A 19,810-nucleotide genomic window follows, 5' to 3' on the forward strand; every position below is an offset into this window, starting at 1 on the left:
ACTGCGACTGTGTAGCAGAACGGCCCGGCCCTCAGGGAGACCTGAGGGCCGGGCCGTTCTGGGTCGTCGTCAGAGCTTCTCGGGCGTCCGGATGCCCAGGAGCGCCATTCCCTGGTGCAGCGTGCGGGCCGTCAGGTCGCACAGGAACAGGCGGTTCTCGACCTGCGCCGGGGTGTCCGCCTTCAGGACCGGGCACTGGTCGTAGAACGTCGTGTAGAGCGACGCCAGCTGGTACAGGTACGCGGCCAGCTTGTGCGGGGCGTACTCGGCGGCGGCCTCGAAGACCGTGTCGCCGAACCCGTCCAGGTGCAGGCCGAGCGCGCGCTCCGCCGGTGCGAGCGCCAGCTCCGGGTGGGCCACCGGGGCCGCGCCTTCGGCCTTGCGCAGGATGGACCTGATGCGGGCGTAGGCGTACTGGAGGTAGACCGAAGTGTCGCCGTTCAGGGAGACCATCTGGTCCAGGTCGAACTTGTAGTCCCGGCTCGGCGACGTCGACAGGTCGGCGTACTTCACCGCGCCGATGCCCACGTACCGGCCGTTCTCCACGATCTCCTGCTCGGTCAGGCCGACCTTCTCGGCCTTCTCGCGCACGACCGCCGTGGCCCGCTCGGCGGCCTCGTCGAGGAGGTCCTCCAGCTTGACCGTCTCGCCCTCACGCGTCTTGAACGGCTTGCCGTCCGCGCCGAGCACCGTGCCGTAGCCCATGTTGTGGGCCGTGACCTCGTCGCTCAGCCAGCCCGCCCGGCGGGCCGTCTCGAAGACCATCTTGAAGTGCAGCGACTGGCGCACGTCCACGACGTAGATGAGCGACGTGGCGTGCAGGTCGAAGACGCGGTCGCGGATCGCGGAGAGGTCGGAGGCCGCGTAGCCGAAGCCGCCGTCCTTCTTCTGCACGATCAGCGGGACCGGCTGGTCGTCCTTGCCCTTGATGTCGTCGAAGAAGACCACGAGGGCGCCCTCGGAGCGCACGGCGACACCCGACTCCTCCAGGAGGCGGGCCGTCTCGGCCATCATGTCGTTGTAGGCGCTCTCGCCGACGATCTCCTCGTCGCGGATCTCCATGTCGAGCTTCTCGAAGACCGAGTAGAAGTAGACCTTCGACTCGTCCACGAACCGCTGCCACAGGTCGAGCGTCTCCTTGTCGCCCGACTGCAGCGCGACGACCCGCTTGCGGGCCCGCTCCTTGAAGTCCTCGTCCGCGTCGAAGACGGCGCGGGACGCCTTGTAGATCCGGTTGAGGTTCGACATGGCCTGCTCGCCGTCGACCTCGTCGGCGGGGGCGAGCTCGCCCGGGTGCTCGATCAGGTGCTGGATGAGCATGCCGAACTGGGTGCCCCAGTCGCCGATGTGGTGCCGGCCGATCGTCTGCTCGCCCGTGAAGTCGAGCATGGCGCGCAGGGCGTCGCCGATGACCGCCGAGCGCAGGTGGCCGACGTGCATCTCCTTCGCCACGTTCGGCTGGGCGTAGTCGACGACCGTGACGCCCGCGTTCTCCTTGAGCGGGACGCCGAGGCGGTCGCCGTCGGCGGCGCGGGCGGCGAGCGTCTCGGTGATCGCCTTGTCGGTGACCGTGATGTTCAGGAAGCCGGGGCCCGAGACCTCGACCTCGGCGAGCAGGTCGCCGGCCGTGATCCGCTCGACGACCTGCGTGGCCAGCTCCCGCGGGTTCGCCTTGGCCTTCTTGGCGAGCGCGAGGATCCCGTTGGCCTGGTAGTCGGCCCGGTCGCTACGTCGCAGCAGCGGGTCCGCGCCCGCACCGGCCTCGGGGAGGGCGGCGCTGAGGGCGTCGGCGAGACGCTGGTTGACGGAGGACGTGAGGGACGTGACCGAGGCCATGGAGTGGTTGCCGTTCCGCTCGTAGGAGTACAGAAGAGGTGCAGAAAACGTCTTCAGTCTCCCACGGGGGCGGGCGGGCGGTCGCATGGATTCCCGCCTGCCCCCGGTGGCCGCCTCGTCAGGCCGCGGGCGCGAGGGACACGGCCGCGAGCGCGGGTGCCGACTCGGTGCCGTCCGCGTACACGGCCGTCACCCGGTAGTAGGCGGCGGTCCCGGCGGGGGCGTTCTCGTCGCGGTAGTGACGGAACTGCTGCGAGTACGGGTTCTCCAGGGCGCCTTCGGCGATCCGCTCGTAGGTGCTCGTGGTGCGGTTCCAGCGGTAGACCCGGTAGCTGGTGGCGCCGTCGAGGGTGTCCCAGTTCAGGGCGACGTCACCGGTGTTCTCCACGGCTTCCAGACCCGCGACGGGGGAGCCCGGTGCGGTCGCCTCCGTGGGGCGGGTGTCCTGCTCCGTTGCGTGGACGGTGACCGGCTCCGAGGCGTTGCCCGCGCCGTCGGCCGCGCGCACCTCCCAGCAGCGCTCCTCGCCGTCCGGCAGGCCCGACGTGTCCTGGAACGACGTGACGTTCCCGTCGACGACCTCCGAGCTGCCGCCCGCGCAGGTCAGCACCCCGTCGACCGTCTCGGGCCGGCCGGACCGCACCCAGTACGCGTGCACGTCGGCGGCGGTGGACTTGTCCCAGCGCAGGGCCGTGCCCCACGGCTGGGGGGTCGCGGTGAGACCGGTCGTGGCGGGCGGCGCGGTGGTGTCGTCGTAGCGGATCGTCTTGAGGTCGGTCGAGGTCACGCCGTTGCCGGCCACGGCGACGACGGTGACGTAGTGGTCCGTCGAGTCGCGGAAGTCGGTGAGGACGCAGCCGTACTCGATGTACGTGCCGGTGGCGGAGAGTTCCTTCGGCTCGCAGGCGCGCGGGTTCGTGCGGGCCGTGGAGGCGTAGGTGCCGGAGTAGACCCGGAAGCCGCCGCTGTGGTCGTTGTCCGCCGCCACCCTGAAGCGCAGCTCGGGACGGCCGTCCGCGTCCGGGCGCAGGTACACGGGCACGGCCGGTGCCACCTGGCGGCGCGCGGAGATCTTCACGCCGGACGAGCGGTGCCCGGCCGCGTCGACCGCGTACACGGTGTACGTGCGGACGACGCCGGGCTTGGCCGTCGTGTCGGAGTACGCGGCGGAGTCGGCGGTGCCGAGCAGGGTCGGTGTCGCCGTGCCGTCGGCCCCGTACACCTGCCAGCGCACGGCGTCGTCGGCCGGTGCGGCCCAGGTCAGCGCGACCTTGTCGGGGTCCGCCTTGGCCGCGAGGCTCGTCACGGCACCCGGCGCCGACGTGTCCGGCGTGGTCACCGCGACGGGCGTGGTGCGCGCCGAGGTGTTGCCGGCGGCGTCGGTGGCCGACGCCGCGTAGTAGTACGTCTGCTTCTCGGCGGGCGTCTCGTCGTACAGGTACTGCTCGTCCGGGGTCTCGCGCAGGTCGAGGGTCGCGACCTTGGTGTACGGGCCCGCCTCGGCCGTGGCCCGCCACAGGGTGAAGACGGGGCCGTCGGACGGCTTGACCTGGCCCAGCCAGACGTTGACGCGCGGCGTGCCCAGGTCCGTCGACACGGTGACGTCGGAGGTGCGCACGGCCGGGGCGGCCGGGGCCGTCTGGTCCGGGGTGCCGACGTACGGGCCGCACGCGGTGGCGCCGTAGTTCGTCCACTTGTCGACGGCCTGGATGCAGAACCGGTACTTCCGGCCGTCCTTCGGCAGCGCGTACGAGGTGCTGGTGCCGGTGGTGTCCCAGTCCGCGATCCCGGTCGTGGAGGTCTCGACGAGGACCCGGTAGTGGTCGATGTCGAGCTCGCGGTTCTTCGTCCAGCTCGCGGTGGCCTTGCCGGTCGCCGCGTCGTACGAGGTGGTGATGCCGGTCGGGGCCAGCGGCGCCTTGCTGTCGGAGGAGGCGGGCCAGGTGAACTTCACCCGGGAGAGCCCCGTCCAGTTCGCGTGGTCGACGCGGACGGTGTGGTTGCCCGAGCCGATGCAGAAGGTGCCCGGAACGCTGTTGCCCGCGTCACCGGTGTTCGTCCACTTGTTCACCTTGCGGACGCCGTCCACGTACAGGCGCAGGCCGTCCGTGCCGGAGAGGCGGTACGTGAAGCAGCCGCCCGAACCGAAGTCCCGGGTGAGCGACCAGCGCACGGAGAAGTTGTTCGTCGCCATCCCGGAGACCGGAGCGCCTGTCCAGTTCTGGTCGATGGTGGTGTCGCAGTCCGTCTTCTTCGGCGTACCCGAGAACGACGTGTTGGTGTAGAACGTCCGCTTGAACGTGGTGTTGCCGCAGGTCACGGCGGCCGAGGCCGACGGCGCTGCCAGGACGAGGCAGGCCGTGGGCAGGGTCATGGCGAGCCCGGCGGCCCCCACGCGCAGCCCGGCGCGGAATCTGTCTGTGATCACGAAAAGAGGACACGCGTGGGGTCCGTGGGGTTGTACGGAGGGACCCACCGGTTTTACCCGGCCTTGGCTCTCGTCTTTACCTGGCCTTGGCGCCCGATTTTGCCTGGCCTTGGCGCTCGCGGAACACGTTTCCCCCAAGCCCCCGGTAGCTGGGAGAATGGACCGAGCAGAGCTCACCCGCTCCACCCGACTCGCAGAGAAGGACGACCGAATCGTGGCCCAGAGCACAGGCGCGGAGACCCAGGACTGGGTCTCCCGTTACGCGGACGATGTCATCGCCGAGTCCGAGCGCCGCGCCCCGGGCAAACCGGTCGTCGTCGCGTCCGGACTCTCACCCTCCGGACCCATCCACCTGGGCAACCTGCGCGAGGTCATGACCCCGCACCTGGTCGCCGACGAGGTCCGCCGCCGCGGGTACGAGGTCCGGCACCTGATCTCCTGGGACGACTACGACCGGTACCGCAAGGTCCCGGCCGGCGTCCCCGGCACCGACGCGTCGTGGGCCGAGCACATCGGCAAGCCGCTCACCTCGGTCCCGGCCCCGGCCGGTTCGGAGTACCCGAACTGGGCGGAGCACTTCAAGGCCGCGATGATCGACGCGCTCGGCGAGCTCGGTGTCGAGTTCGACGGGATCAGCCAGACCGAGCAGTACACGTCGGGTGTCTACCGCGAGCAGATCCTGCACGCCATGAAGCACCGCGGTGACATCGACGCGATCCTCGACCAGTACCGCACCAAGAAGGCCCCGGCCAAGAAGCAGCAGCAGGGGCAGAAGCCGGTCGACGAGGCCGAGCTGGAGGCCGCCGAGGGCTCCGGCGCCGCGTCCGAGGACGACGGCAGCGGCGGCGCGGGCGGCTACTACCCGTACAAGCCGTTCTGCGGCGAGTGCGGCAAGGACCTCACCACCGTCACGTCGTACGACGACGCGACGACGGAGCTGTCCTACACCTGCACCGTCGACGGCTTCACCGAGACGGTCCGGCTCTCCGAGTTCAACCGCGGCAAGCTGGTCTGGAAGGTCGACTGGCCGATGCGCTGGGCGTTCGAGGGCGTCATCTTCGAGCCGTCCGGCGTGGACCACTCGTCGCCGGGCTCGTCGTTCCAGGTCGGCGGGCAGATCGTCGAGCTGTTCGGCGGCAAGCAGCCGATCGGCCCGATGTACGCGTTCGTCGGCATCAGCGGCATGGCCAAGATGTCCTCCAGCAAGGGCGGGGTCCCGACCCCGGCCGACGCGCTGCAGATCATGGAGCCGCAGCTGCTGCGCTGGCTGTACGCCCGCCGCCGCCCCAACCAGTCGTTCAAGATCGCCTTCGACCAGGAGATCCAGCGGCTCTACGACGAGTGGGACAAGCTGGCGGGGAAGGTGGCCGACGGTTCCGTGCTGCCGGCGGACGCCGCCGCGTACATGCGCGCCGTGGGCACCGCCGCCGGTGAACTGCCGCGCACGCCGCGCCCGTTGCCGTACCGCACGCTGGCCTCCGTCGCCGACATCACCGCGGGCCACGAGGACCAGGCCCTGCGCATCCTCGGCGAGCTCGACCCGGAGAACCCGGTCACCACGCTCGACGAGGTACGGCCGCGGCTCGACCGCGCCGACGCGTGGATCAGCAAGTACGTGCCGGCCGAGTCGCGCACCGTCGTGCGCTCCGAGCCCGACACGGAGGCGCTGGCCGCGCTCGACGACGACGCGCGCGAATCGCTGCGGCTCCTCCTGGAGGGCCTGGACTCGCACTGGTCGCTCGACGGCCTGACGCACCTCGTCTACGGCGTGCCGAAGGTCCAGGCCGGCTTCTCGCCGGACGCGACGCCGAAGGAGCTGCCGCCGGAGATCAAGACGGCCCAGCGGTCGTTCTTCGCGCTCCTGTACCACCTGCTCGTCGGCCGTGACACGGGGCCGCGCCTGCCCACGCTGCTGCTCGCGGTGGGCGCGGAGCGGGTGCGTAGCCTGCTCGGCGCGTAAGCAGAGGAAAGGGCCGCACCGGATGCTCCGGTGCGGCCCTTTCGCGTAAGCGGCGCGTCAGGCGATGTGGTTCTCGATGAACTCGCCGTTCAGACGGGACGTGAACTGATCCATGTAGCGCTGCAGATCACGCGCTTCCAGCTTCAGTCCGTACGTCGCCTCGATGTTCGCGGCGAACGCTCCGGGCGTCGGCATGCCCTCACCCTCTATCGACTTCTTGAACACCTGGTAGAAGCCGTCCTCGGAAGGCGGCTCCTCCTCGGCGACGGGGATCCCGTCACCGAGCGGCCGGGTGCGGCCGGGGCCGGCGGGGACGGGGAACTCCGGGTCCTGGGGCTGGGGCTGGGGCTGCTGGGCCTGCGGCACGGGCTGCTGCGGCTGGGCCTGAGCGGGGATGAAGGCCTCACCCGTGCCCTGATGGGCCTCGTACCAGTCCTCGTACTGCTGCTCCGGGTCGTACGTCGGGTCGTAGCCACCGTCGTACGACGCGGTCTGCGGCGGCGTCTGGAACCACGGGCTCGCCTCCTCCTCGGCGGCGGGCCCGACGGGCGCCCCCTGCTGCGCGAGGGCCGGGGCCTGGACCAGTTCCGGCGTGGCCGGTGCCGGTGCGGGCGGCAGCAGCGCCGGCTCGATGCCCGCCGCCGCGAGACCCGAAGGGGCCGTCTCCGAGAGCGGGACGCCGTAGCGCGCCAGGCGCAGCGGCATCAGGGACTCGACGGGGGCCTTGCGGCGCCAGGCGCGGCCGAAGCGGGAGTGCAGGCGCGCCTGGTAGACCATGCGCTCCTGCTCCAGCTTGATGACCGCCTCATAGCTGCGCAGCTCCCACAGCTTCATGCGGCGCCACAGCAGGAACGTGGGCAGCGGGGAGAGCAGCCAGCGCGTGAGGCGCACGCCCTCCATGTGCTTGTCGGCGGTGATGTCCGCGATGCGGCCGATCGCGTGCCGCGCGGCCTCGACCCCGACGACGAACAGGATCGGGATGACCGCGTGCATGCCCACGCCCAGCGGATCCGGCCAAGCGGCCGCGCCGTTGAACGCGATCGTGGCCGCCGTGAGCAGCCACGCCGTCTGGCGCAGCAGCGGGAACGGGATGCGGATCCAGGTCAGCAGCAGGTCAAGGGCGAGGAGTACGCAGATGCCCGCGTCGATGCCGATCGGGAACACATAACTGAAGTTCCCGAAGCCCTTCTGGATCGCGAGCGCGCGCACGGCCGCGTACGAACCCGCGAAACCGATGCCGGCGATGACCACCACTCCGGCGACGACCACGCCGATGAGTATCCGGTGCGTCCGTGTCAGCTGTGGCGCGGCCACACGTGTCCCCTCCCTGTACGGCTTGTTGCGTGCGACAGCCTCGCACATCGAAGCGGAGGCCCGTGTCCCGGTACGGCGGGAGCCCGGCCCCATAAGGGACCGGGCTCCGCAAAAGGCGTGACCGGGTGGCGAGTTGAGGCCGGCCGGGGGCCGACGGGGGGCGGCGGAGGGCCACTTGACGCCGCCGCCGCGCTCACGCCTTAGTTGGACGGCTTCGTGGACGCCTTGCCGGACGGCTTCGCCGAGGACTTCGAGGAGGGCTTCTCGGAGGGCTTCTCCGAGGGCTTCGCGGTGGCGGAACCGTCGGGCGCGCCCGACCCGTTCGCCGCGACGACCGCCGCGACGGCCTCCTTCGCCGCCTTCTCGGCGTCCTTCACCAGCGCGGAGGCGTCCGGCGCGCTCTGGCCCGCGAGACCCGCACCGTTGTAGTCGATCGTCACGACGACGTTCTCGACGCGCGCCACGATCGTCTGCTGCTTGAAGGTGCCTTCCTTCTTCTTCAGCTCGTACGTCACGGCCGTCGCCTCGTCGCCCGTGCCGCTCACCGGCTCGGCCTTCGGGGACTTCGCGCCCTCGGCCGACTGCGCGTCCGTCACCTGCTTGGTGAAGTACGCGTGCGCCAGCTTGTTGCCGCTGCCACGGGCCGCGTCCGAGTCGAAACGCATCAGCGACGCGTTCAGCCAGCGGAACTGCGAACCCTGCACGCCCTTGTTGTCGAGGCTCGACCAGGAGCAGGTGCCCCGCACCGACTCGTCGTCGGAGGAACCCGACTTGCCCGACTTCGCCTCCGGAACGAGGCTGTCGAGCGTCTTCTTGGAGATCGCCGAGCACGGCTGCGGCAGCGAGTCGAACGCCGCCTTCTTCACCTGGGGGGCCGCGGTGGCCGAGGCGGAGGACTTCGAAGAGCCCTTCTTCGCCCCGTCACCGGAGCCCGAGTCGGAGGAGCAGCCGGATGCGACGAGGATCACCGGCACGGCGGCTGCGCAGACGAATATGCGGGTGAGTCGCTTGGTCGGTCGGTGCATGGTTCCTTATTCTCCGGGTTGCCTGATACGTACCCGGAAGGTGCGGCCCGGGTCCGATGGGTCACCGTACGCCCAAGCCGCGCCGGACGGATCAGCTTCCCCGGACCCGCCCGGACGGGATACCGCCGGTTACTCGCTCAGCGTCCCGGCCTGCCGACGGGCCAGTTCCTGCGCCCTGTCCTGCATTTCCTTGCTGTCCGGGGCCTGTGCGGCGGGGCCGGACTGCTGCTCGTACTCGATGGTCACGATGACGTTCGACGTGCGAAACACCACAGTCACCGTCCGGTGGCCGCCCACGGACGCGGACCCCGACAGCTGGTCGTCGAGGAACGCCTCGTCGCCCAGACCCTGGAGGGCCCGGGGCTGAAGATCGGCGCTCGGCACGGCGTCGCCCGCACCGGACGAGGCATCACCTGACGGCGCACCCGAACCACTTCCCTTAGTCCCCTTCTTTCCCGTCCCCCCCTTCTCGCCCTTCTTTCCTGCAGACGAAGAAGACGAAGAGGATGCCGAAGAGGACACCGACGGGGAGGACGGCGACGACGTGTCCGACGGAACCGGCTCCGGCAGGTGCGCCGCGATCATCTTCGACGCGAAGACCTGACCGGCCTCCGTGTCGTCGCTCACCGTGTTGTCGTAGGAGACGACCCGCTCGAAGTCGATCAGCAGACGGTGCGAGGCGTCCACCCCGTCGTCCTTCCAGCGGCAGCCCACGTGCCGGTCCGTGTCGTACGTGACCGTGGCCGCGCCCTCGTAGGCCTTGTTGCGCTGGTCTTCCTCGGGGATCTCCCTGATGCCGGGCAGCATCCTGTCCAGCGTGCCCCGGTCGAGCTGACGGCACGGCTCGGGCAGCGTGCGGTACTTGCCGGGGCGGGCGGCCGGGGCGCTGGTGCCGGCGTCACCGGGCTTCGAGTCGACCGGGTCACCGGACGGGCCCGGCCCCCCGGTGCAACCGGTGAGCAGCGCTGCGAGGAGCGCGGCGACGCCGGGTACGTACGCCTTCCGCTGCACGGTGGGGGCCCCTCTCGACAAAGGTGACACGTCGTCGGACGTGCTTATTCGGTTGCCGCCACCAGGCGGCCGATGGACACAATGTCTATCGCACGCACAGCTGTGGACGCCGGTCCGATATCCCATTCGTTGACCTTGGCGCCGGTATTTGCGATTACAGACTTTTGATCAAGTATGGGAATGTACGGGGGAAACGAGGACACCATGTCGTACGTAGAGGTGCCGGGCGCGAAGGTTCCGATCCGGATGTGGGCGGATCCGGCGACGGTCGAGGACGTCGCGATGCAGCAGCTGCGCAATGTCGCGACGCTGCCGTGGATCAAGGGCCTGGCCGTGATGCCTGACGTGCACTTCGGCAAGGGCGCGACGGTCGGCTCGGTGATCGCCATGCACGGGGCGGTCTGCCCGGCGGCGGTCGGCGTGGACATCGGCTGCGGCATGTCGGCGGTGAAGACGTCACTGACGGTGAACGACCTGCCGGGCGACCTGTCCCGCCTGCGCTCGAAGATCGAGCAGGCGATCCCGGTCGGCCGTGGCATGCACGACGGCCCGGTGGACCCGGGTCGCCTGCATGGCTTCGGCACGGCGGGGTGGGAGGACTTCTGGGGGCGGTTCGGGGGTGTCGCCGACGCGGTGAAGTTCCGGGAGGACCGGGCGGTCAAGCAGATGGGGACGCTGGGCGGCGGCAACCACTTCATCGAACTTACGTTCGACACTGAGGGTGTCATCTGGCTCATGCTGCACTCCGGTTCGCGCAACATCGGCAAGGAACTGGCCGACCACCACATCGGCGTCGCGCAGAAGCTGTCCCACAACCAGGGCCTGGTCGACCGGGATCTGGCGGTCTTCATCGCGGAGACGCCGCAGATGGCGGCGTACCGGAACGACCTGTTCTGGGCGCAGGAGTACGCGAAGTACAACCGCGCGATCATGATGGCGCTCTTCCAGGACGTGATCCGCAAGGAGTTCAAGAAGGCGAAGCCGACGTTCGAGCCGGTCATCTCCTGCCACCACAACTACGTGTCGGAGGAGCGGTACGAAGGCATGGACCTGCTCGTCACCCGTAAGGGCGCGATCCGCGCGGGCTCCGGCGAGTACGGGATCATCCCGGGCTCCATGGGCACGGGTTCGTACATCGTGAAGGGTCTGGGCAACGCGGCTTCGTTCAACTCGGCGTCGCACGGCGCCGGCCGCCGGATGAGCCGGAACGCCGCGAAGAAGCACTTCACGACGCGGGACCTGGAGGAGCAGACGCGGGGTGTGGAGTGCCGTAAGGACTCCGGCGTCGTCGACGAGATCCCGGGCGCGTACAAGCCGATCGAGCAGGTCATCGACCAGCAGCGCGACCTCGTCGAGGTCGTCGCGAAGCTGAAGCAGGTCGTCTGCGTGAAGGGCTGAACGGCTGAACGGCCGTCGGCCCGGGCCTACTTCGTGTGGGTGACCGCGTAGATCATGACCAGGGCTACGAGGTGGATGCCGAAGAGGAAGTAGGCGAGGTACCACCACATGTGGCGTTCGCCGCGCTTTTCCGCTGCGCGGCGGCGCTCGTCGTGTTCCTGTTCCAGGGCCTCGAGCGGGTCGGGGGCCTCGTGCTGGTCGTGCGGCATCACAGCTCCCTGTGCACCTTGGTGTTGGAGGCCTGGGCGCGGGGGCGGACCACGAGCAGGTCGATGTTCACGTGGCTGGGGCGGGTGACGGCCCAGGTGATCGTGTCGGCGACGTCGTCCGCGGAGAGGGGCTGGGCGACGCCCTGGTAGACCTTCTCGGCCTTCTCCTTGTCGCCGCCGAAGCGGGTGAGGGCGAACTCCTCGGTCTTGACCATGCCGGGCGCGACCTCGATGACGCGGACCGGGGTGCCGACGATCTCCAGGCGCAGGGTCTCGGCGAGGACGTGTTCGGCGTGCTTGGCGGCCACGTAGCCGGCGCCGCCCTCGTACGTGGCGAAGCCGGCCGTGGAGGAGAGGACGACGACCGTGCCGTCGCCGCTCGCGGTGAGCGCGGGGAGCAGGGCCTGGGTGACGTTCAGGGTGCCGATGACGTTCGTCTCGTACATCTGGCGCCACTCGGCGGGGTCGCCCGTGGCGACGGGGTCGGCGCCGAGCGCGCCGCCCGCGTTGTTCACGAGGACGCCGATGGTCTTGAAGGCCGTGGCGAACTCGTCGACCGCGGCGCGGTCCGTGATGTCGAGCGCGTACGCGGCCGCCTGGTGGCCCGCGTCGCTGATCTCGGCGGCGAGCGCCTCGATGCGGTCCTTGCGGCGGGCGGTGAGCACGACCCGGTACCCGGCCGCCGCGAGCTGTCGGGCGGTGGCCGCACCGATTCCGCTGCTCGCGCCGGTGACGACGGCGATGCGGGAGGCGGCTGCGGGCGCGGCGGCGGTCATGGACTGGCTCCTCGGGACGTGCGTCGGACGGGCGATCGACTCCAGCCAGGATAGGCAGGCCGCTCGCGAAGCCGTCACCGGCCGCCGCGGGGGGCGTACATGATCACGGCCATGCCTGCGAGGCAGATGAGGGCTCCCGTGACGTCCCAGCGGTCGGGTCGGTATCCGTCGGCGACCATGCCCCAGGCGAGCGACCCGGCGACGAACACGCCCCCGTACGCGGCGAGGATGCGGCCGAACTCGGCGTCGGGCTGGAGCGTGGCCACGAAGCCGTAGACGCCGAGGGCGATGACGCCCGCGCCGATCCAGGCCCATCCGCGGTGTTCGCGTACGCCCTGCCAGACGAGCCAGGCGCCGCCGATCTCGAAGAGGGCGGCGACGACGAAGAGGAGCGCGGAGCGGGCGACGAGCATGCGGACAGGCTGTCATGCCGGTTCCGGGCGGCTGCCACGCAGTCACCTGTTGGACGGCGCCTGCCGCGCGGGATGCGTGGGATAGATCAGGAGACCCGCGTCGGTGGAGCCGCCTCGGGGCGATCGGTGATCCGTGCTTGAGGACGAGATGGCGGCGAGAAACATGCTGGTGAGGCGAGTGTTGGGGCGTGGGTTCGGGGCGGTCGGACTGGGTGTGGTCGTGGTCCTCGGAGCGGGTCCTGCGGTCGCCGACGGGCCACGGCTGCCGTTGCCCGCTCCGGAGGCGGATCTGGCGTATCACGGTCAGGTCGCCGTCTCCGCGGGCCGGGTGGACGTCGGGTTCATCCCGCAGAACCACGGTCCGTCGGCGGTGGGGGACGCCACGGTGCGGTTGCGCTGGTCCGCGCCGGTCGCGTTCGTGCCGGGGCTGCCGCAGCAGTGCGTGCGGGCGGAGGCGCGGACGGTGCTGTGCCGGACGGGTGCGCTGCCGGCGGACGGCACGGGCGGGCGGATCGGGGTGTCGGTGTGGCTCGCGGGGGTGCCGTCGGAGGTGACGGTGCGGATCGACACGGTGTGGAGCGACGGCAAGGTGGACCGCAATCCGCAGAACAGCCGCCATCAGGTGCTGGCCCTGGACACGGGGGACGTCTACTACTTCTAGGGCGCACTTACTTGTAGCGCGCCCCTACTTCTAGCGTGCCGCCGGTGCGTATGCCGTCGGTGGTACGCCCACCGTGGTGGTGAAGTCCCGGACGAGGTGGGCCTGGTCGGCGTAGCCGAGGTCGGCGGCGAGTGCGGCCCAGTCGACGGTGGCCTCCGAGTCGGCGCGTTCCAGGGCCTGGTGGATGCGGTGGCGCAGGATGACCCATTTCGGTCCGACGCCGACGTAGGCGGAGAAGAGGCGCTGCAGGGCCCGTACGGAGAGGCCCTGTGCGGTGGCGAACTCGCCGACGCGGTGCACGGTGGCGTCGGTGCGGATGCGGTCGACGAGGTCGACGGCGAGGTCGGCCTGCGGGTCGTCGGCGGCGCCGAGGCCCAGCATGAAGGCGTCGAGCGCGGCCACGCGGGCCTGCTCGTCGTCGGGGCCGGTCACCGCGTGGGCGGCGTCGGCCGGGGCGCTGGTGAACACGTCGTGCGCGGGCAGTTCGCGGCCGGTCCACTGCATCACGGGTACGTCCGGGGCGAAGGGCCGGAAGCCCCCGCTGCGGAACTTCACCCCGCACACCCGGCCGCGTCCGGTCAGCTTCTTGGTGTAGAGGCCGAGCGAGACGCCGGTGAACACGCCGGTCGCCGGCTCGTCGTCGTAGCGCTCGAAGGTCAGGTTGACCGAGGGGTGCGGGACGATGTGGGAGGCGTAGGGCTCGGTCAGGTCCCAGTCGATGAACCAGTAGTTCTCGACGTAGCGGCGCAGTGGCGCGGCGGGGTCGTGGCGGCGGAACCGCACACGGGTCAGGAGCTCGGTGGGGTCGACGATGCCGCGGGTGTCGCGGCGGAGTGCGGCGGCCATGGCCGGATCGTATGTCGCCTTTCTTCAAGACGGCCGTCTTTCGGGTTCGTAGTTTGGCGTCATGGACGAGGTCAAGGACATCCGCGAGAACGCTCCACGCATCGGTGATCTTCTGGGCATGGCCGCCGAGCGGGCCGTCCCCGTGGTGGCCGCCCTGCCCGACGACCGGCTCACCGTGGTCACGCCGTGTGCCGAGTACGACGTGAAGGCCCTGGTGAACCACCTCTTTCACGTGGTGGTCGAGTTCCGGAAGCTGGCCGGGAAGCAGAACTCCGACTTCACGGTTTCCCCGGACTATGTGGGTGAGGGGCCCGACTGGCGTGAGCGGTTCGCGGAGGCTGCCCGGAAGCTGGTGGCGGCGTGGTCCGCGCCGGGGGCCGACGAGGGGACGACCGGGGCGATGAACATGCCTGCGGTCACGGTCGGTTCGATGGCTCTGCTCGACATGACGGTGCACATCTGGGACCTGGCGCGGGCGACCGGGCAGGAGTACGAGCCGGAAGGTGAGGCGCTGGCCGTCCTCGACCGGCTGGCGGGTGCGGTCGCGGAGCTGGCGCCGACGGCGCGGGCGATGGGGATGTTCGGGGAGCCGGTGGCGGTGCCGGAGGGCGCGTCGGCGTTCGAGCGGCTGCTGGGGGAGACGGGGCGGGATCCGCGGTGGGAGGCGCCCGTCGCGGGGTGAGGCGACTCCCGGGGGCAGGCCGGGGCCCCCGGGAACAGGGTGATCCGGGCCACAGGGAATAGCCGGGAGGGCGCCGCCGTTCGAGGGTATAGTTGAATCATCAACAACCTCGAAGGGTGAGCAGCCATGCAGTTCGGGATCTTCAGCGTCGGCGACGTCACAGCCGATCCGACGACGGGCCGTACGCCGACAGAGCACGAGCGCATCAAGGCCATGCTCGCCATCGCGCAGAAGGCCGAGGAGGTCGGGCTCGACGTCTTCGCCACCGGCGAGCACCACAACCGGCCGTTCGTGCCGTCCTCGCCGACGACGATGCTCGGCTACATCGCGGCGCGCACCGAGAACCTGATCCTCTCCACGTCGACGACGCTGATCACCACGAACGACCCGGTGAAGATCGCCGAGGACTTCGCGATGCTCCAGCACGTCGCGGACGGCCGCGTCGACCTGATGATGGGCCGCGGCAACACCGGCCCGGTCTACCCCTGGTTCGGCAAGGACATCCGGGACGGCATCGACCTCGCGATCGAGAACTACGCCCTGCTGCGCCGCCTGTGGGACGAGGACGTCGTGAACTGGGAGGGCAAGTTCCGTACGCCGCTCCAGTCGTTCACCTCGACGCCGCGCCCGCTCGACGGGGTCGCGCCCTTCGTGTGGCACGGCTCGATCCGCTCGCCCGAGATCGCCGAACAGGCCGCGTTCTACGGGGACGGGTTCTTCCACAACAACATCTTCTGGCCGATGGAGCACACCAAGCAGATGGTGAACCTCTACCGGCGCCGCTTCGCCCACTACGGGCACGGCGCGCCCGAGCAGGCCATCGTCGGGCTCGGCGGCCAGGTGTTCATGCGCAAGAACTCGCAGGACGCGGTGCGTGAGTTCCGCCCCTACTTCGACAACGCGCCCGTCTACGGGCACGGCCCGTCCCTGGAGGAGTTCACCTCGCAGACCCCGCTCACCGTGGGATCCCCGCAGCAGGTGATCGAGCGGACGCTCGGCTTCCGCGACCACGTCGGTGACTACCAGCGCCAGCTGTTCCTCATGGACCACGCGGGCCTGCCTCTGAAGACCGTCCTGGAGCAGCTCGACATCCTCGGCGAGGAGGTCGTGCCGGTGCTGCGCGAGGAGTTCGCGAAGAACCGTCCGGCGAACGTGCCGGACGCCCCGACGCACGCGTCCCGCGTCGCCGAAGGATTCGTCACGCCGGTCTCGTACACCACGCCCGCCACGCAGGACGCCACTCAGAACGCCACTCAGGAAGTCACGCAGGAAGGAAGTGCCGCATGAAGCTCGTCGTCGTGTCGGCGGGGCTCAGCGCCCCGTCGTCGAGCAGGATCCTCGCGGACCGGCTCGCGAAGGCGGTGACCGGACAGGTCACGGACGCCGGCGTGGACGTGGCCGTGGACGTGACCGTCGTCGAGCTGCGTGACCTGGCCGTCGAGATCGCCCACAACCTGGTCACCGGGTTCCCCGGGCCCGCCCTCAAGGCGGCGCTCGACGCGGTGGCCGGGGCGGACGGCCTGATCGCGGTCTCGCCGGTCTTCTCGGCCTCGTACAGCGGCCTTTTCAAGTCGTTCTTCGACGTGCTCGACAAGGACGCGCTCACCGGGAAGCCCGTGCTCGTCGGGGCGACCGGCGGGACGCCGCGGCACTCGCTCGTCCTGGAGCACGCGATGCGGCCGCTGTTCGCCTACCTGCGGGCCGTGGTCGTGCCGACCGCCGTGTACGCGGCGTCGCAGGACTTCGGGGCGGAGGGGCTGCAGGAACGCGTGGACCGGGCGGCCGGGGAGCTCGCGCGGCTCATGACGGGCCTCGCGGCGGCCCGCCCCGCGCAGGGCCTGGAGTGGGGCGACGACGTCGTCCCCTTCGAACAGCAGCTCGCCGCGCTGCGGGTTTAGGGAGAGCGGTTACGGGGCCTTCGGGCGGGTCGGGGCGAGCCAGGCCGTCCAGCCGGGGGTGCCCCGCAGGGGATACGGCGTCCAGTCGCGCGCATAGTGCGGCGGGCGCTGTCCCTTTTCCGTGAGCAGGGCCGTCGGCACCTTCGCGGCGCGCTCCAGGAGGCCCGCGACGGACGTCGACGCGTTGTTGCCGGACACCTCGGCGGAGGCGCAGCCCGCGTCGTAGGCGATCGGGAGGGCGCGCTGGCCCGAGACCAGGCAGGGCGGGCGCAGGCCCAGGGTGCGCAGCCCGTCGGCGGCGGCGCGGTAGCGGTGGTTCGTGGCGGCGGTCGACTCCGTGACCTGGTTCAGTACGGCGACCTGCGAGACGAGCTGCGCCGCGACCACGACTCCTACGACGACCAGTACGCTCCGCGCGCTGAAGCGGGTGAACAGGCCCGCGATCGGCAGCGCGACGAGCGCGTACGCCGGGAGCAGGAAGCGCGGGGCGGAGTAGTCGAGCAGGAGGAGATACGGCACCGCGAGCGCGGCGGCGCAGGCGACGGGGAGCGCGGTCTGCGGGAGCCGGTGCTCGCGCAGCGCGAACACGAGCGCGGCGGCGGCGAGGACGGGCAGGGTCAGCCACCACAGGCCGAGGCCGGGGTAGTCCAGGGTCGCCGTGCAGGGGCGGCAGAGCAGGGGACCGTCGAGGCTGTTCCAGGCGTTGCCGAAGTTGGGGTGCAGGCGCATGGTGCCCTCGGTGGCGCTGGACACGTGCAGTCGTTCCTGGATGGACCCGAAGCGGATGAATGCCTCCGCGACCCACTGGGCCAGGCCCACGGCGACCCCGCCCACGAGGTAGGGGAGGGTGCGGCGGGCACGGAACAGGGCCACTACGAACAGCGGCAGCGTGAGCCAGGCGACGTCCGACGCGCGGAACAGGGCGGCCGCGGCGACGCAGCCGGCGAGCCACCAGCCGGCGCGGGGTTCGCGCCGGAGCACCGCTCGCAGGAACCAGCCCACCGCGCCGACCGAGGCGAACGCCACCCAGAGGTTGGGCATGGCCTGCGGCCCGTAGAGCTGGGTGACCCAGAGTCCCGCGAACAGGAGCGCGGCGAGCGCGGTCGTACGGGCCCCGACGATGGGCCGCCACACGCGGAACGCGGCGTACAAGGCGGCCGACGACAGCAGCGTGAGCGTGATCCGCAGGGCGAGCGTGGACGAGGTGGCCGCGATGACCGGCGCGGTCAGGAAGCTGATGCCGCGGGAGCGGGGCGCGCTGAAGAAGGCGGCGGGGACACGGGGGTCGTACTGCGACACGTACACGGTCTCGTCCCACCCGAGCGCGTGCGCGAGCGGCGGCACGACGAGGACGAGCTGCACGAGCGCGTACCCGACGGCGACGACGAGGAGCCAGGGCACGCCCCGGGCCCGCTGCCCCAGGGACGTGCCGGCCGTTCCGGCCCGGGCGGGGGGAGGGTCGGGGAGGGGGGCTTTGGGGGAGGCCGTGGTGCCATCGGTGGGCGCGGTGGCGACGGTGGTCGTGGTGCCGTCAGCGGCCCCGGTGCCAGCAGTGGCCGCGGTGGCCGTGGTGCCGTCAGCGGCAGCAGTAGCCGCAGTGGCCGTGGTGCCGGGAGCGGCGCTGGTGGTCGCCTCGCGGCCGGGGTGCGTGGACGCGGGCGACGTGGACGCGGGTGACGTGGACGGCGTGGGGTCCGGGTTCCGGTACGGCGCGGGGTGGGGCCGGGGGGCGGGTCGCCGCCGGTTCTGATCGGCCCGCCTGCCCCGGCCCTCCGTGGCTCGTTCCCGCTTGGCCCCGGGGGCCAGTGGGCTTCGCGGGTGAGCCGGTTCCGGGGTCGACGTGCCGCGTCGCGGGTCGTCGCTCATGTGCCTTCCCCTCGTGCGTCAGGTGGTCCGCGGGTCGGAGCGGGCCCCGCGCGCGGCCTTGGGCGAGGTCCGTGCCGGTCCGCGGGTCGAACGGACCTTGCGGCGCGCCCAGTTGGCCGCGCGGTAGCGCAGCCGCTGCCAGGACCTGAGGCGCCGCGTCTCACGGAGTTCGGAGAACAGGAGCTCGTAGCGGGCGACGATCGGGTCCGGGTCGTAGCGGTGCGCCGACGCGAACGCGGCGCGGGCCATGGTGTGGCGCAGCGGCTCGTCCGTGATGAGGTCGACGACGGCCTCGGCGAGGGCCCGCGCGTCCCCGACCGGCACGAGCCGGCCATCGACGCCGTCGGTGATGATCTCGGCGGGGCCGAGCGGCGCGTCCGTGCTGACGACCGGGACCCCGCAGCGCATCGCCTCGACGAGCGTCATCCCGAAGGACTCCGCGTCGGACGCGGACACCACGATCGAGGCCTGTGCGAACTCCGGCTCGATCGGCGAGTGCGCGCCCATCAGGTGGGCGCGCCCGGTCAGGCCGAGCCCGGCGATCAGGTCGCGCAGCTTCGCCTCCTCGGGCCCGCCGCCGTAGATCCGCAGCTGCCAGTCCGGGGCCTGCGCGGAGACCGCCGCGAACGCCTCCAGGAGCAGGTCGAAGCGCTTGCCAGGGGCGAGCCGCCCCGCGCTCGCGATGATCTTGGCGGAGCCGTCGGAGGGCGGGCAGGGCGCCTCCGGCACGATGTTCGGGACGGACAGGACCTGTACGCCCGGCAGGGTCATGCGGGCCCGGTACACCTCGGCGTCGGCCGCCGTCATGGTGACGACGGCGTCGAGGGAGCGGTAGTGGCGGGCGAGTACCGCCCGGAGCTTCTTGCTGTGGGCGTCGTGGCGCAGGTGCTCCTGCCCGATGCGCAGCGCGGTGCGCGGGCCGTACATCGCCAGGTAGACGTTGATGCCGGGGCGCGTACCGATCACGACGTCAGCGTCGCAGTGCTCCAGGTACTCGCGCACGCGCAGATCGTGCAGTCGGGTGTACTGCTTGTGGCGCTTCTCGGCCGCGGGAAAGTCCTGTGCGGGCTGCCCGTACGCCTCGTGCTGCGTGTCGGTGCTGCCGATCCGGGTGTCCACGAGGGGGACCAGGGTGACCTCGGGGTCGACCGTGAAGCGCGGCACCTCGCGGTGCCGGGACATCGAGACGATCTCCACCTCGTGTCCCCCGCGCCCGGCGAACGCGGCCGCGAGGTTGAGCGTGGTCCTCACGGTCCCGCCGATCGCGTAGGCGTTGTGCAGCAGGAACACGATCTTCATGGACAGGCCCTCCCGGCGGGCCGGGTGCCCGCGACAATACGGGGGCAGCCTGGTCCAGGGAGGTAAGCCGACGTTCCCGGCCGGGTGAGAGGGGGGTAAGAAGGCCCAGGGTCGGTCCCTGATCGCGGGTTGAGCTGCGGCGACCTCAGGGCACACTGGAACGCGTGTCCCCTACCGCTGCGTCCGCC

At 71.0% G+C, this 19,810-nt stretch carries 17 protein-coding genes; 6 read left to right on the top strand and 11 right to left on the bottom strand.

The annotated features are described in order from the left end of the window. Nucleotides 1-69 precede the first annotated feature (69 nt). Together argS and EOT10_RS36240 are read right to left on the bottom strand one after the other, a co-directional pair. Nucleotides 70-1,836, bottom strand: coding sequence for an arginine--tRNA ligase (argS, locus tag EOT10_RS36235; protein WP_127832651.1), 1,767 nt, complete (start codon nucleotides 1,834-1,836; stop codon nucleotides 70-72). A gap of 118 nt (nucleotides 1,837-1,954) precedes the next feature. Beyond that, nucleotides 1,955-4,264: a PA14 domain-containing protein gene (locus tag EOT10_RS36240; protein WP_127832652.1), complete on the bottom strand. Its 2,310-nt coding sequence runs from the start codon at nucleotides 4,262-4,264 to the stop codon at nucleotides 1,955-1,957. Nucleotides 4,265-4,421: 157 nt separating this feature from the next. Here EOT10_RS36240 and lysS point away from each other — a divergent pair, with 157 nt between their 5' ends. Then, complete coding sequence (lysS, locus tag EOT10_RS36245; protein WP_127832653.1) at nucleotides 4,422-6,224, top strand: lysine--tRNA ligase; 1,803 nt, start codon at nucleotides 4,422-4,424, stop codon at nucleotides 6,222-6,224. Between the two features lie 57 nt (nucleotides 6,225-6,281). On the opposite strand, the gene EOT10_RS36250 is transcribed toward lysS, so the two are convergent. The 3 genes from EOT10_RS36250 to EOT10_RS36260 all read right to left on the bottom strand — a co-directional run bounded on the left by EOT10_RS36250 (nucleotide 6,282) and on the right by EOT10_RS36260 (nucleotide 9,574). Further along, on the bottom strand, nucleotides 6,282-7,538 hold the full coding sequence (locus tag EOT10_RS36250) for a DUF2637 domain-containing protein (protein ID WP_189492551.1): 1,257 nt from the start codon (nucleotides 7,536-7,538) through the stop codon (nucleotides 6,282-6,284). A 200-nt stretch (nucleotides 7,539-7,738) separates the two neighbouring features. Beyond that, on the bottom strand, nucleotides 7,739-8,563 hold the full coding sequence (locus EOT10_RS36255; RefSeq protein WP_127832654.1) for a DUF3558 domain-containing protein: 825 nt from the start codon (nucleotides 8,561-8,563) through the stop codon (nucleotides 7,739-7,741). 129 nt (nucleotides 8,564-8,692) lie between these two features. Beyond that, nucleotides 8,693-9,574, bottom strand: a complete 882-nt coding sequence (locus EOT10_RS36260; RefSeq protein ID WP_127832655.1) for a DUF3558 domain-containing protein — start codon at nucleotides 9,572-9,574, stop codon at nucleotides 8,693-8,695. A gap of 204 nt (nucleotides 9,575-9,778) precedes the next feature. Between EOT10_RS36260 and EOT10_RS36265 the strand changes: the two genes are divergently transcribed. Beyond that, on the top strand, nucleotides 9,779-10,972 hold the full coding sequence (locus EOT10_RS36265; protein WP_127832656.1) for an RtcB family protein: 1,194 nt from the start codon (nucleotides 9,779-9,781) through the stop codon (nucleotides 10,970-10,972). 26 nt (nucleotides 10,973-10,998) lie between these two features. Here the strand turns inward: EOT10_RS36265 and EOT10_RS36270 are convergent, their stop codons facing one another. From EOT10_RS36270 to EOT10_RS36280, 3 genes are all read right to left on the bottom strand, one after another. Next, entirely contained in the window at nucleotides 10,999-11,181 is a 183-nt protein-coding gene (locus EOT10_RS36270; protein WP_127832657.1) for a hypothetical protein, read from the bottom strand. Beyond that, a complete protein-coding gene (locus EOT10_RS36275; protein ID WP_127832658.1) occupies nucleotides 11,181-11,957 on the bottom strand; it encodes an SDR family NAD(P)-dependent oxidoreductase in 777 nt (258 codons plus the stop codon). The genes EOT10_RS36270 and EOT10_RS36275 overlap by 1 nt, the downstream gene beginning before the upstream one ends. A 74-nt stretch (nucleotides 11,958-12,031) precedes the next feature. Further along, nucleotides 12,032-12,370, bottom strand: a complete 339-nt coding sequence (locus tag EOT10_RS36280) for a YnfA family protein (RefSeq protein ID WP_127832659.1) — start codon at nucleotides 12,368-12,370, stop codon at nucleotides 12,032-12,034. A 163-nt stretch (nucleotides 12,371-12,533) separates the two neighbouring features. Between EOT10_RS36280 and EOT10_RS36285 the strand changes: the two genes are divergently transcribed. Continuing rightward, entirely contained in the window at nucleotides 12,534-13,031 is a 498-nt protein-coding gene (locus tag EOT10_RS36285) for a hypothetical protein (protein WP_127832660.1), read from the top strand. A gap of 30 nt (nucleotides 13,032-13,061) precedes the next feature. Here the strand turns inward: EOT10_RS36285 and EOT10_RS36290 are convergent, their stop codons facing one another. After that, a complete protein-coding gene (locus EOT10_RS36290) occupies nucleotides 13,062-13,877 on the bottom strand; it encodes a helix-turn-helix domain-containing protein (protein ID WP_127832661.1) in 816 nt (271 codons plus the stop codon). 61 nt (nucleotides 13,878-13,938) lie between these two features. Between EOT10_RS36290 and EOT10_RS36295 the strand changes: the two genes are divergently transcribed. From EOT10_RS36295 to EOT10_RS36305, 3 genes are all read left to right on the top strand, one after another. Then, entirely contained in the window at nucleotides 13,939-14,559 is a 621-nt protein-coding gene (locus EOT10_RS36295; protein ID WP_127832662.1) for a TIGR03086 family metal-binding protein, read from the top strand. A 126-nt stretch (nucleotides 14,560-14,685) separates the two neighbouring features. Then, the gene (locus EOT10_RS36300) at nucleotides 14,686-15,846 is read left to right on the top strand and encodes an LLM class flavin-dependent oxidoreductase (RefSeq protein WP_189492554.1); all 1,161 of its coding nucleotides are present in this window, start codon (nucleotides 14,686-14,688) and stop codon (nucleotides 15,844-15,846) included. Then, entirely contained in the window at nucleotides 15,843-16,457 is a 615-nt protein-coding gene (locus EOT10_RS36305) for an FMN reductase (protein WP_127832663.1), read from the top strand. The genes EOT10_RS36300 and EOT10_RS36305 overlap by 4 nt, the downstream gene beginning before the upstream one ends. Nucleotides 16,458-16,466: 9 nt before the next feature. Here the strand turns inward: EOT10_RS36305 and EOT10_RS36310 are convergent, their stop codons facing one another. Beyond that, nucleotides 16,467-18,323: a hypothetical protein gene (locus EOT10_RS36310; protein ID WP_223281407.1), complete on the bottom strand. Its 1,857-nt coding sequence runs from the start codon at nucleotides 18,321-18,323 to the stop codon at nucleotides 16,467-16,469. Nucleotides 18,324-18,341: 18 nt separating this feature from the next. After that, complete coding sequence (locus EOT10_RS36315; protein WP_127832664.1) at nucleotides 18,342-19,622, bottom strand: glycosyltransferase family 4 protein; 1,281 nt, start codon at nucleotides 19,620-19,622, stop codon at nucleotides 18,342-18,344. Nucleotides 19,623-19,810: the final 188 nt, after the last annotated feature.

The organism is Streptomyces antnestii, from assembly GCF_004005495.1.
Classification (GTDB): Bacteria; Actinomycetota; Actinomycetes; order Streptomycetales; family Streptomycetaceae; genus Streptomyces; species Streptomyces antnestii.